We start from the raw sequence: 14,205 nt of genomic DNA, 5'->3' as shown, positions 1-14,205 counted from the left end.
AGGGTGGGACGGACGACCGCCAGGGGTGCTGATTCGGGGACAGGCCACGCTGCTCCGCGCTACGTTGGATTGTGCGCGGGTAGAACGAGGTGGTCCAGATGAACCAGCAGGCGCGCCCGGGTGGCTCGCGGAGTGAACCGACCCCCTCCGAAGACCGGACTCCGTCCGAAAGCTCCACGCAGGCATACCTTCCCATCGCCGTGACGGATGAACTCGAGGCCATGGGTCTGTTCGATGCGGAGGAGATCGGCCGGGGTGGGTTCGGAGTGGTGTTCCGCTGTGCCCAGCGGTCGCTGGACCGGGTGGTGGCGGTCAAGGTGCTGTCCACCGAGATAGACGACGACGGCCTGGAGCGGTTCCTGCGTGAGGAGCACGCCATGGGCCGGTTGTCGGGGCATCCGAACATCGTCGACATCCTGCAGGTGGACGTGACCCCGAGCGGTCGGCCGTACATCGTGATGCCCTATGCCACGCGGGGATCGCTGGAGAAGGTGGTCCACGACAGCGGGCCGTTGTCGTGGACGGATTCGCTGCGGGTCGGGGTGAAACTGGCCGGGGCCATCGAGACCGCGCATCGCGCGCAGGTGCTGCACCGGGATGTGAAGCCGGCCAATGTGCTGTTGAGCCGGTACGGGGAGCCGCAGCTCACGGATTTCGGAATCGCCCGCATCCCAGGGGGTTTCCGCACTTCCACCAGTCTGATCACCGGGTCGCCCGCGTTCACGGCACCCGAGGTGCTCAAGGGCGACGAGCCTACGGTGCGCTCGGACGTCTACGGTCTGGGCTCCACGCTGTTCGCCCTGCTGACCGGTCATGCCGCCTATGAAAGGCAGGCGGGGGAGAAGGTCATCGCGCAGTTTCTGCGGATCACCGGTCAGCCGATTCCGGACTTGCGGGAGTTGCGGATTCCGCCGGATGTGGCGGCGGCCATCGAGGCAGCCATGTCGCCGGATCCTGGTGATCGGCCCGCCACCGCGGTGGAATTCGGTGATTTGTTGCGCGCGGTGCAGGGCGAGCACGGGCAGATGCCCGACGAGATGGCGTTGCTCGACGGCGAGGAACAGTCCGCGGACGGCTCGGAATCGGCTGCCACCCAGGAATTTACGCGTCAGCGCACGTCGACGGTGGTGAATCCGCCGCGCGGTTCGTCGCTGACCCTGCGGCCGTCCACCGGCCCGAGCAGCCGCCTGCCCGGCACGGGAAATACGCTCCCGCCCACTGCCACAACGAAATTCCGGCCGCCGACCCCGGTGCGGGAGCCGATCGCGCGGCCGCGCCTGCTGGAGACGTTGCGCGCCGGTGGCCGCCGCCGCTTGGCGGTCATCCACGGCCCGGCCGGATTCGGCAAGAGCACGCTGGCCGCGCAGTGGTGTGCCGAGCTCACCGATCGCGGGATGGCGGTGGCGTGGATCGGCATCGACCGCGACGACGACAACGAGGTGTGGCTGCTGGCCCACATCGTGGCCGCCATCCGCAAGGTGCGCCCGGACATCGGCGCGGGGCTCGAACAGCTGCTGGAGGAACGGCCCGCCGAGGCGGTGCCGTACGCGGTGTCGGCGCTCATCGACGAGCTGCAGGCCAGCGACGTCCCGGTGGTCGTGGTGGTGGACGATTGGCATCGCATCACCGACGCGGGGGCGCAGCGGGCGATGGAGTCGCTGCTCGACAACTGTTCGCACCATTTGCGTTTCGTGGTCACCAGCCGCGAGCGGGCGGGGCTGCCGCTGAGCCGCATGCAGGTGGCCGACGAGCTGGTGGAGATCGGTTCCGCGCAGTTGCGGCTGAGCGCCGAGGAGACCCGCCGGATCCTGGTCGAGCGGATGGGCCTGGACCTGACCGAGCGGCAGGTGGAGCAGATCCACGCCGCCACCGACGGCTGGCCCGCCGCGATCCAGCTGGCCGGGCTGTCGCTGCGGCCCGCCGATCACGATGTGGACCGGCTCATCGCGGGACTTTCCGGGGACAACAAGGCGATCCGGGAGTATCTCGCCGAGAACGTGTTCGGCACGATCGAGCCGCGCATGCTCGAATTCCTCACCGCCATAGCGGTTCCCGAGCGGGTGAACGCCTCGCTCGCCGAGGCGCTGACCGGCGCCCGCGACGCCGCCGACCTACTGGATCAGGCGGAGCAGCGAGAACTGTTCGTGCACCGGCTTTCCGACGATCCGAGCTGGTACCGAATGCAGCCCATGGTGGCCGAGCATCTGCGCGCCCGCCTCGATCGCGCGAACTCGGGACAGCTGAAGAAGTTGCACGGCAAGGCTTCTCGATGGTTCGCCGCCCACAATCTGATCCGGCAGTCGGTGGATCACGCGCTGGCCGCCACCGATCTGAATTATGCGCTGGATCTGGTCGAGAAGGGCGGGATGGATCTGATCGACAGTTCCCGGCTGGCGACCCTGTTCGGCACCGTGTCGAAACTGCCTGTGCAGCAGGTGGCCTCGCGCTCGAAACTGTTGATGGCGCTGGCGCGGGCGAATGTGACCCTGCAGCAGTCGGGCGCGGCTCGCACCGCGCTGGGGCGGCTGTCGAACATGCTGGCCACGCGCAGTTCACCGGGCGACGCCGAGGCGGTGCGGGAGCGCTGTCAGGCCGCGGTGCTGGCGGCGGCCGATCAGGTGGCGCGCGATCGCACCGACGGGGTGCTGGACAAGCTCGGCGAATGCCTGAAGCTGGCCGACGAGCTGCCGCCGTGGACGGTGTCCACCGCCGCGAATCTCGCGTCCTATGTTCGCCTGTGCGACTTCGACTTCGAGGGTGCGCTCGGCATGCAGGAATTCGCCGCGCCCTATCACGCGCGCTCGGGCGACCCGCTCGGCGAGGTCTTCGGGCTGTGCGCGCGCGGCGATATCGCCTTCGAACAGCTCGATGTCGAGGTGGCCACCCGGTGTTTCGAGCAGGCTTGGCAGACCGCCCGGGATCGCGCCGGTTCGCGCTCGAACTCGGTGCGGGTGGCGGCGGCGCTGCTGGGTGAGGTCGCCTACCGGCGCGGTGATCTGGACAGTGCCGAGCGGCTGCTGGATCAGAGCCACGAGCTCACCGCCCGGGTCGGTCCGGTGGATTTTCTGGTCACCATCTTCGTGAGCGGTGCCCGGGTGAAGGCGGTGCGCGGCGACCTGGAGACCGCCACGGCCCGTCTCGCGGAGGGTGCGCGCATCGCGGCCGAGCGCAAGCTGACCCGCCTGGCCGCACACGTGCGCGCCGAGCGGCTGCGCTTGGGCCTGCCCGCGGATCCGGTGACCGCCGGGCTGGTCACCGATCCCATGGTCCGTTCGCTGCGGCATGCCACCGGCGCCGCCGCGCTGACCGCGGAGGCCGAGGAGATCGCCACCATTCGCGCCCTGCTGGCCCGGCACTATCGCGGTGAGGATCGCGGCAGTGATGATCTCGCGCCGCTCGGTATCGACGACAGTGCGGTCAAACGCGCCCGGGCGTTGCACTCGCGCATCCGCGACCAGCATCGTCCGCGCGCCGAGCTCGACTCCGCGTTGCTGCTGGCGGAATGCCTGTCCGCGTCCGGTTGGCTCGGTGAATCCATCGCGGTGCTGACCCCGGCGGTGATCAGGTGCGCCGAATTGGGCTGGCGGCGACCGCTGCTGGACGCGGGGCCAGGGGTGCTGAACATCCTGCGGACCTTGCGCCACGAGATGCCGCTGGATACGGACGGTTCGGATCTGCCGCGGCGATTCCTGGACTCGCTGCTGTAGGGACCGGCGTTACCGGGATGTTCCGTGGGTATTACCGAGGTGTCCAGACGGCGTTGAGGGTATTCACAGCGTTTCTCGAGGAACGGCATCGACAATCGCGACGTGCCTGTGACTCCGATGCTGCAATCCCCACCCGCCGTGCCCCCGGCACCGCAGATGCCCAAGCAGACCCAGGCCGGATATCCGGGCTTCCATCACGGTGTTTCGCTGCTGCACGGCTGGTTACCGCAGGTCATCACGTTCGCGGCGGTGTTCCTGCTGATCGTGGCCTTCGCCCGGTTCACTCGCCGCTGGTGGGTGCTGTGGGTGCCGCTGTGCATCGTCTTCGCGCTCGGCGTGGTGTGGGCGTCCTGGGAGTACACCAATAACGAGGGCCTGGCCTCGGATCCGGCGCCGGCCCTGCTGTGGGTTGCCGTCGGGCTCGCGGGCGCGGTGCTCGCGGCGGCGGTGCTGGGCATCCGCACCGGCAGCTGGTGGCAGCGGATCGCGGCGATCCTCGCCGTGCCGCTGGCGCTGTTGAACGTGGGTGTGGTGCTCAACCAGTGGGTCGGCTACTACCCGACGGCCAATGCCGCGTGGGCCGCGCTGACCGCGGAGCCGCTGCCGCATCAGACCGATCTGGATTCGCTTGCCGCGCTGCGGAACACCAACCCCGACGTCGGCCGCATCGTGCCGGTGGACATCCCCGAGTCGGGCAGCCACTTCAATCACCGCACCGAATACGTGTACCTGCCCCCGGCCTGGTTCCAGGGCGACCAGCCGCCTGCCTTGCCGACCATCATGATGATCGGCGGCGAATTCAATACTCCCGCGGACTGGGTGAACAGCGGCCAGATCATGAACAGCGTCGACAGTTTCGCGAAGTCGAACAACGGCCAGACCCCCATTCTGGTCTTCGTCGACTCCGGCGGCGCCTTCAACAACGACACCGAATGCGTGAACGGCCCGCGCGGCGACGCCGCCGACCACCTCACCAAGGATGTGCCCAGCTACGTCGAATCCACCTTCGGCGCGTCCGCGGACCCGGCCAAGTGGGGCATCGTCGGCTGGTCCATGGGCGGCACCTGCGCGGTCGACCTGGCCACCATGCATCCGGAACTGTTCGGCACCTTCGTCGACATCGCCGGTGATATCGCCCCCACCGCGGGCACCAAGGAGCAGACGGTCAAGCGGCTCTTCGGCGGCAGCGAGCAGGCTTGGGCCGACTTCGATCCCATCACCGTCATGCAGAAGCACGGCAACTATCCGGACACCGTCGGCCTCTTCGACGACCTGACCCCGCCCGCGCGCCAGCGGGAGATGGCCAACGACCCGAAGATCAAGGCGCGCATGCAGCAGATGATGGGCAACCCGAACGACGAGACCGCGGGCATGGGCGGCCACGACGGCGTCTACGACACCGGTGAGGTCGGCGCGGCCGAGGCCCTGTGCGCCGAGGGGCAGAAGGTGAACATCAACTGCACGGTGCACACCACCGAGGGCGGCCACACCTGGCAGTTCGCCGCCGCGGCCTTCACCTCGTCGTTCCCGTGGATGACCGAGCGGCTGGGCCTGCCGCTGGTGCAACCGCTCTCGTAAGCGGCACAAAAGAGCGGGCGCGCGGCGAAAGCCGCGCGCCCGCATCGTTTTACGAGCCCGCTATGCCTTCCACCAGGGGCGCAGCGGCACGGTCCACGCCTTGTCGTCACCCAGCTTGACGCCCAGAACCTGGTGCAGCTGAACCACATTCCGCTCGAACCCGAGCTGGCAACCGGCCATGTAGAGCCCCCACACCTTGGCGGTGCCCTCGCCCACCTCGTCGACGGCCGCGTCCCAGTTCTTCACCAGGTTGTCGCACCATTCGGCGAGGGTGAGGGCGTAGTGCTGACGCAGGTTCTCCTCGTGCAGCACCTCGAGGCCCACATTCTGGATTTCGGAGATGACCCGCCCGGAACCGGAGAGCTCGCCGTCGGGGAACACGTACCGGTCGATGAAATCGCCCGCCTTGGTGGTGCGGGTGTTGTCGTGCCGGGTGATGGAGTGGTTGAGGAACAACCCGCCCACCCGCAGCTTCGACTGCATGAACTCGAAGTAGGCCTTGTAGTTGGCGACGCCGATGTGTTCGGTGAGCCCGATGGAGGACACCGCGTCGAAGTCGCTCTCGCGCACGTCGCGGTAGTCGGAGTGGCGGACCTCGGCCAGCTCGGACAGGCCCTCTTCGGCGATCTTGGCCTGTGCCCATTCGGCCTGTTCGGCCGAGAGGGTGGCCCCGATGACGTGGACGCCGCGCTTGGCGGCGTAGCGCACCATGCCGCCCCAGCCGCAGCCGATGTCGAGCAGCCGGTCACCGGCCTTCAGGTTCAGCTTGTCGAAGACGAGGCGGTACTTGTTCTCCTGGGCCTGTTCCAGCGTCCAGGCCGGGTCCTCGTAGACCGCGCAGGTGTAGGTCATCGACTCGCCCAGCACGTACTCGTAGAACGTATTGGACACGTCGTAGTGGTGGTGGATGGCCTCGGCGTCGCGAGTCTTGCTGTGCCGCAGTCCTTCCAGGGCGATGCGCCGCCAGCGCGGCAGTGTCTCCTGCGGCGGCGGGGCGATCGGCTTGAGCAGGTCCCAGCCCAGCGAGCGGGCGATGACGACCAGCTGCAGGGCGGTCGGGCGGCGGAACTTCATGCTCGCCATGGCCTTCAGCAGCTCGTAGGGGTCGCCGGGTTCGACGCCCGTGGTGGCGAGGTCACCGGCGACGTAGGCCCGGGCCATGCCGAGATCGCCGGGTGCGGTGACGATGTAGTTGACCCCGCGCGGGCTCAGGATCTCCAGGCCGAACTCGGAGTCCTCCGGTCCGGTGCTGCTGCCGTCGTAACACGTCAGCCGGATGGGGACCGGACCCTCGAGCAAGGTCTCGAAGATCTCCGCGATGGTGAGTTTGGTTCCGAGCTCGGCGAAAACGTCGGAACGGTCCTTGAACGTGGTCACTTGCGTTGCACCGCCTTCGAATACAGATCCAGTAGACGAGAATCCGGGTCGTAGCGTTTCTTGAGGGTGGAGTAGGTGCCGCCGCCGTAGTAGAGCGCGGCGAATTCATCCTGGTCGTAGTAGGCGTCCGAATACAGGGATTTATGACCGTCCAGTTCGGACACTTTGTGCTCGATGGCGCGGTTGGCCAGACCTTCGGGCTGCCCCGGCACGGTCGGCACGGCCGACCAGAAGCCGATGTTCACGTAGGTGCGGCCGGGTTCCAGCGGGTAGAGCGGCCAGGGGCGGTCGGCCGTGTTCGCGGGATCGTCGCGCAATCGCAAGGGGCACAGCCAGATCGGCTCGATCGGGATCTCGCGCAGGAACCATTCCATGAAGTCGGCGGTCCGTTCGAGGGGCACCTCGATGTCCTGCACCACTCGCTCGCGCGGCGGATTCCCGTGTCGCGCTTCGATCTTGTCGCCGATCGCGTACTTGTGATCCAGCGCGATGAGCTTCCAGTAGAAGCTGGAGCGGCGGTACCGCTTGGGCCAGAACCGGCGGATCTTCGGGTTCTGCGCGCCGAAAGCCCGTGAGCACCAGAACCAGTCGGTGTCCCAGCGCCAGAGGTAGTCGGCGATGGTCAGCCGATCGCGCTTGGGCTGCTGCGAATCGTGCTGGATGGACCGGTAGAAGATGTCCATGTCGGTGTAGTCGCTGACCGGGCCGGGTTCGTCGGTCTGGCGGCCCAGCGTCAGGTAGCTCTCGTCGGCGGTGAACACCACGCCGTCGAGGTAGTCGACCGTTTCCCCGTCCCAGGCGCGGTCGGCGATGATCTGCCCCATGGCGGCTTCCAGCTCGCGCAGATCGTGAAATCTGATGTGCCGCAGCGCGACGTAGGGCAGAACTTTTTCCAACTCGATCTTGAGCCGCGTCGAATACCCCAATGTGCCGTACGAATTGGGGAAGCCGCGGAACAAATCGGCGTGTGCGCCGTCGCGGGTCGCGGTGATGATCTCGCCCGCTCCGGTGAGCACGTCGATCTCGAGCACCGATTCGTGCGGCAGGCCGTTGCGGAAGGAAGTGGACTCGATGCCCAGCCCGGTGACCGCGCCACCGAGGGTGATGGTCTTCAACTGCGGCACCACCAGTGGGGCCAGCCCGTACTCCAGGGTGGTGGCGACCAGATCCTCATAGGTGGTCATGCCCGCCACGTCGGCGGTGCGGGCCTCCGGGTCCACCGCGATGACCTGCGTCAATCCGGACACGTCGAGTCCGGGCGCGTTGGTTCTCGCTCGCGCCCGGAACAGGTTGGACGTCTTCTTGGCCAGTCGCACATTCGCATCCGGCGGGATGGCGCGGTACGAGGTCAAGAGCCGATCGACCCCGGCGCGATGCGCGGCGAAACCTGATTCGTGTGCGGCCGGTGTGCGGCCGCCGTTCCCCAACAGACTCACTGCCACCCTCGGAAACCTAGCGTGCACCGACCGGTACGGCCAGCAGGAGAGCACCGGCGGGGCGGTTTTTCACGCACAGTTTGCATGCGTGCCGACAGGCGCTACCTGCCGTGCTGCGAGTCTATTCCCCGTCCCGTCGTGATGATTCTTACTACAGCTAACAATTGGATTGCGATGATCAATTGCGCTGTGCCCTCGGCTCAATCATGGATTCTCACAGCGGTTCTCACCACGGATCGTCCAGCTCGACCTGGCAGATCTCGGGGAGATACGGGTCCAATTCGCCGGGCTCGAAGCGGCACATGCCGATCACATGCCAGAACTGTCCCGCGGTCAGCCCCTCGGTCTTGTAGCGCCCGTCCGGCGTGAAGCTCACCCAGCCCTCGGGCAGCCCGAGCAGGGTGGCCCGCAACTGCGGGGCGATATCCGGTTCCGCCAGCGACCACAGCATGATCGAGCCGTCGTTGCCGCCGCTGGCCAGCAATCCACCGGCGGGATCGAAAGCCAAGGAGCGCACCCGGTTTCGATGCCCGTGCAGGGTGTGCAGATGCTTGCCGGAGGCGAGGTCCCACAGGTGGATCACCAGATCGTCACCCGCCGTGGCCAGCAGGCCGGAGCCCGCGTCCACCGCCGCGCACCACAGCCGCCCGCGATGCAGGTCCAGCCGGTGCAGCGGCGGCCCACCGGCCACGCTCCAGATCCGGACCGTGCCGTCCCAGGAGATCCCGGCGACCCGGTCGCCGTGGCAGACCACCCCGTAGACCCGGTGACCGCCGGATCCGCCGCGATGCTCCGGATCCGACAGGGTGGCGACCAACTCCCCGGACTCCACCTCCCACACCCGAACCAGTCCGTCATCACACCCGGTGGCCATGTGCGCGCCGGTGGCGTCGAAGGCGATCGAGCGCACCCGCCCGCGATGTTCGGCGCAGACCGCGTGCTCACCGCCGGTCGCGCGCGTCCACAGGGTGACGGTGTCGTCGTCGTTGGCGGTGGCGATGAAGCGTGCGGTCGGGTCGTAGGCGATGGCCCAGACCGGGGCAGAGTCGACGGTGATGTCGCGTTCCGCGGCACCCGCCTCGATATCGAATATCCGTAACCGCCCGGCATTGCCCACGGTCACCAGCTGACTGGGGGACTGCGGCGAGAAGACCCCGGACTCCAGGGTGATCAGCCCGTCCGAACTGCCCTCGAGGCGCTGGGCGAGCCGCCCGGTCGCTGCGTCCCAGATCCGGAGACTGCCGTCATTGCCGCAGCCGGCCAGCAGGCTGCCGTCGGCATTGAACGACACCGCCCGCACGTGGCGGCCGTGACCGTTGAGGGTGTGCAGGTTCTCCCCGGTCGCGGGATCCCAGATGCGCAGCGCGAATTGGTCGTCGGCGACGGCGAGCTGACTGCCGTCCGGCCGGAAGGCGAACGGCCAGATGGAACCCGTATGGCCGGTGAGCCGGTGCAAGGGTGCGCCGGTGCGGCCGTCGCGCACGTACACCGCGCCCGCGGTGTCGCCGGTGGCCAGCATGTCCCCGGAGGGATCGAAGCCCAGCCAGTGGATGCGGGCGCTGCCGTGCTCGGTGCGGTGCGTCAGCTGCTCGCCGGTTCCGGTGTCCCACAGGCGGATTCCGCCGGAGAGGTCGCCACTGGCCAGGATCGGCTCGACCGGATGGAAGGCCACCGTGTAGACGATGTCGGGGTGTCCGGCCAGCGCGTGCACCAGGTCGCCGGTGTCCGGATCCCACAGGCCCAGCGCGCCGTCCGCGCCCGCGACGGCCAGCAGGTGGCCGTCCGGATCCCAGCAGACGCGCCGGACCGGGCCGGGCGCGCCCTGGAAGCCGCCGATCTCGCGGCCGGTGGAGATTCGCCGGATGCGCACGGTGCCATCGTGATACGCGGCCGCCACCCGATCGCGGTGCAGGGCGATGCTGTAGATGCGTTGCGGCACCCCGTCCGGTGGTGGGAACTCGTGCACGGGTTCCCCGTCGGGGAGTTGCCACAGCCGCAGCGTTCCGGCCGCGTCACCGGTGGCGAGCAGGGTGCCGGCAGTGTCGGTTTCGAGCGGCCACGGCCAGTTCTCGTGCCCGGGCAGGATCTTTCGCACCGCGCCGCTGGCGGCGTCCCAGATCCGGACCGTACCGTCGGCGGATCCGGTGACGAGCACCTTCTCGGTGTAGGCGACCGCGAAGGTGCGGGCGCGGTGCCCGTGCAGGGTGCGCAGGGTCCGCCCGGTGTCCGCGCCGTAGACGACCACGCTGCCGGAATCGCAGCCCACCGCGACCGTGCCGCCGTCGGGGCTGAAGGCCAGCGGCCGCGGCAGTCGTCCGCTCTGCGCGTCGACCCCGTGCTTGACACCGATTGCGGCCGGGGCGAATTCGGTGTGCGGCGGCGTGCCGGGCACCCGGCCGGAACCGGCCAGATCGGTGCCGATCGGCGCGCCCACCACATCCAGCAGGGCGGCCCGGGTCCAGCGGCTGCCCTCCCCGCGCATGCCGGTGAGATCGGTGCGGGCCAGCCGGGCCCCGGTCAGGTCGGCGCGGCCCAGATTGGCCCGGACCAGCGACGCCTGATCCAGTTGCGCCCGGTGCAGCCGCGCCCCGCGCAGGTCGGCGTTCTGCAGATTCGCGCTGACCAGTTGGACCTCGGTCATATCGGCTCCCCGGAGATCCGCGCCCACCAGGGACGCCTGGTCGAGTTGCGCGCCAACCAGTTTCACCCCGTGCAGGACGGCGTGATCCAGTACCGCGCCCGAGAGCCTGGTCTCGGTCATATCCGCGCCGGTGAAATCGAGCCGCGCCAGATTGCGGAACGACAGGTCCTCGCGCGACAGGTTGAGCCCGCGCAGGTCCTCGTGCGGCGAGATGCGCAGCCGGGCGGCGACGCGGGCGGCATTGGTGCGGGTGATCTCGTGCTCGGCCGGATCCGCCTGCACCCCTTCGACCCAGGTCCGCAGTGCTTCGACCGAGGCCAGGTCGCAGAGGAATTCGACGGCCAGCGGCTCCAGTTGCGCCTGGCCGAGGGGTGCGGGCGCGGCGACCCCGTCGGCGAGTTGCTCGGCCACGTGTGCGGCCACCAGCCAATCCCGCACCGAGGAGTGGATGAAACCGAAATGGTTGTCCTCGCCGCGCACGATCAGGCTGCGCGAGCCGAGAGTGTGGACGAACTGCGCGACATTGAGGCGGGTCGCGTCGATCCGCTCGACCGCGGCGTTCGCGACCTCGGTCAGCTCGGCCAGGCTCAGGTACGGGCGGCCGGTCTCCCACACCCGCAGCGCGAAATACGTGACGGCGAGCCATAGTTCGTCGATCCGCAGCGTTAGTTGTGAGCCGGCGCGCTCGGGGGAACGGTCGATCTCGAAGGTCAGCCAGGCGGTCAGGATCTCCCGGTAGAGCCGGGTGGGGCCGATGATCTGCTGCGCCCCGGCCGCGGTGCGCAGCCGCTGCTCGTCGAGATCGGCGATGAAGCTGAGCATGCGCGGATTGCGGGCGAGTTCCAGCAGATCCGGGATGCCGCGCAGCAGTCGCATGCGGGAGTCGGCCGACGGACCCGCCTTGGCCGAATTGTTCGTGGAGCCATAGCGATTCACCAGGAAGGCGTGCACCTGTTCGTGGGTGAAGTTCTCGACGCCGAGGATGTAGCGGTCCGGGTGCGGCTCGTCCCGGGTCTGCAGCGCCGCCGCGATCTGGTCGTAGGACTTGAAGTGCTGGGTGCGGCCCGCCACCACCACCTTGGCCCGGCCGACCGCGGCCTGCAGCAGGGTGGCCATGTGCTCGGCGGCGCTGTCGTAGTTGAGCCGGGTCAGCAGTTCGTCGAAGCCGTCGAACAGCAGCACCACCCGGCCCTGCGCGAGCATGTAGCGCAGGGCGCGCAGGTCGATGCGGGATTCGCCATTGTTGGCCAGGTGCGCGGCCAGCAGGGTGTCGAGCGAGTTGGTGCGGTCCAGCGTGCGCAGTTCGATGAGGATGGGCACCAGGTCCGCGCCGGATTCGGTGAGGCGCCGGGTGAGCTCGCGCAGCGCGAAGGTCTTGCCGAGCCCGAAATCGCCGAGCAGCAGGACGAATCGGCCGTCGTCGGCGCTCACCAGTCGCAGCAGTTCGGCGACCAGATCGTTCTGCACCTCCCGCCCGCGCGGGGCCAGCATCCGGAAGCGCTGCGGCACATACAGATCGGCGGCGTAGGCGGTGTCCTCGCGCAGCCGGGCCGACTGCTGGCGCACATAGCGGTCCAGATTGGCCAGGCCCTGGAAGTCGGCGAAGCTGCGGATGCGCACGCCCTCGGAGGCCGCGCGGTCGCGCAGGTCCGGGTCGGGATCGGGGCCGAGGTAGATGAGCTGGGAGCCGGGTTTGGGCTGCGGTCCCAGGAATCCGTCGAGGACCTGCCCGGTCACCTCGCCCACGTGCGCGCCGATGATGAGCTGTTCGATCACCGGATCCGAGTTGATGGTGACCAGCAGGTACGGCGGGTCGGAGGTGGTCCGCCGGATGCGCGCGTCCGGGTAACGCACCTGACAGACCTCGGTGACCTGTTCCAGCAGCAGTTCGTGCGGGCGCACCGTCTCGCTGGACTGGGCTGCGCTCGGCCGCGGTGCTGGCGGTGGGGCGGGGAGTTCCCGAACGGGAGCTCGGCCGCGCAGTGCGACAACCGAATTCGCCCAGTCCAGGGCCTGCGGTGCGGGCGGGTCGGCGGCATCATCGAGGCGATACCGGGTCAGGCCGTCGACCGTGAGATGGATGAGCTCGGCCTGTCCGGGTGCGGAAGCCGACAGGACGGGCAGGGTGCCGCCGTGATGCGCGACCGAGCGGCCCGCCCGGCTGGGACCGCGCAACAGCAGATTCAGGCGCGGGCCCAGCCGCCGGAAGACGGCCTCGGCATCGCGCAGGACCCGCGGATCGTATTGCGACGTCACGGGTCCGGGCGCGGGGTCATGGCTGATCACGCCCAGCCGGAACCAGCCCTGCGACTCGTAGGCGCGCAGTTGCCCGGCGAACCAGTCCTTCTGGCGGGTGCCGATCCAGCCGTAGTTGTCCTTGTCCTCGTGGGTCGCCGCCATGGTCGAGTTCAAACCCGCGACCACCAGCCGCAATTCGGGAATCGGGAACAGGGTCCACGGCTGGCCGACATCGAAGACGAGATGGTCCAGGCCCCGGTAGAGGGTGGTGAACATCTGCTCGAACAGCTTGAGTTTCGCGTAGTACGGCTGCACCGGAAGCCGGTCGTAGGCGGCGCATTCGCGGAAGTAGGCGTCGCAGGCGAGCCGGGAGATGTCCTGATTGCCCGGCACGATGACCACCCGGTCGGGCTCCAGCTTGAGCAGCACCCGCAGGCCGCTGAGAAACGAAGTGGCCTTGCGGAATTCGGTCGGATGCGCGGATTCGGTGAGATCGCCGCTGACCACGATCAGATCCGGTGGCGGGGCCTGCGCGTCCACCAGATCGGTGACCGCGCCGTAGATGTGCGACTGCAAACCCTCCGGATCGCTGGGCACATCGGCGGACGGCAAGCCGCGTCCGAATCGCGGACCCGAGACATGCAGAATCGACAGTCCTGCATGCGAGCGCTGCGCCGCCGTATCGCCGGGAAAATCCGGTGCCGACAAGGGCCGCCGCCGTACCGCATCGGAATCGGTTGTCGCGGACCAGATGTCATCCGCTCGCGCATCGATCGTCCGTCGTGGCGTCCAGCGCTCCGACAGCTGCCGTTCCACTCGCTCGAACACCTGCCGCCGCACCGGCCCCGCCTCGCCGACCCCGGCCGCGTCCAGGAACCCGACTCCCGACGGCAACCAGTCCAGCGAACACTCCCCGACCCGGATCGCCAGCAGCTTCGCCGGATCCACCTCCAACGCGGCCTGCCACTCCCGATTCGCATGCCGCGACGACACATAGTTCTCCGTCACCACCGCCACGACCAGATCGGACTCGCGCACCCCACGCTGCACGAACTCCCCGTAGTTGGTGGCCGGATCGAAGTCCCACGCGGCCAGCACGGCTCGGTACCGCGCCTCGCCATGTTCCAATTGCCATGCCAGCCAGATCGCCCACCGCTCATCGGCCGGCGAATAACTGACAAAGATCGACCGAGACTGCCCACCCCACAGCGTCACTCCACCAGTATCC

General features: G+C 68.5%; 5 protein-coding genes. 2 read left to right on the top strand and 3 right to left on the bottom strand.

All coding sequences use genetic code 11. The features are described from left to right. Positions 1-200: 200 nt before the first annotated feature. Positions 201-3,707: a protein kinase gene (locus ACFXHA_RS10170; RefSeq protein ID WP_379354942.1), complete on the top strand. Its 3,507-nt coding sequence runs from the start codon at positions 201-203 to the stop codon at positions 3,705-3,707. Between the two features lie 156 nt (positions 3,708-3,863). Beyond that, complete coding sequence (locus ACFXHA_RS10165) at positions 3,864-5,285, top strand: alpha/beta hydrolase (RefSeq protein WP_379355067.1); 1,422 nt, start codon at positions 3,864-3,866, stop codon at positions 5,283-5,285. A 60-nt stretch (positions 5,286-5,345) separates the two neighbouring features. Here ACFXHA_RS10165 and ACFXHA_RS10160 read toward each other — a convergent pair whose 3' ends face one another. From ACFXHA_RS10160 to ACFXHA_RS10150, 3 genes are all read right to left on the bottom strand, one after another. Continuing rightward, a complete protein-coding gene (locus ACFXHA_RS10160) occupies positions 5,346-6,662 on the bottom strand; it encodes a class I SAM-dependent methyltransferase (RefSeq protein WP_379354940.1) in 1,317 nt (438 codons plus the stop codon). Continuing rightward, complete coding sequence (locus ACFXHA_RS10155; protein WP_379355065.1) at positions 6,659-8,089, bottom strand: FAD-binding oxidoreductase; 1,431 nt, start codon at positions 8,087-8,089, stop codon at positions 6,659-6,661. Before ACFXHA_RS10155 ends, ACFXHA_RS10160 begins: the two co-directional genes overlap by 4 nt. A 235-nt stretch (positions 8,090-8,324) precedes the next feature. Further along, positions 8,325-14,192, bottom strand: coding sequence for a pentapeptide repeat-containing protein (locus tag ACFXHA_RS10150; RefSeq protein WP_379354938.1), 5,868 nt, complete (start codon positions 14,190-14,192; stop codon positions 8,325-8,327). Positions 14,193-14,205: the final 13 nt, after the last annotated feature.

This window comes from Nocardia sp. NPDC059240 (assembly GCF_042753865.1).
Taxonomy (GTDB): Bacteria; Actinomycetota; Actinomycetes; order Mycobacteriales; family Mycobacteriaceae; genus Nocardia.
This window is presented reverse-complemented; position numbering and strand designations above follow the sequence as displayed.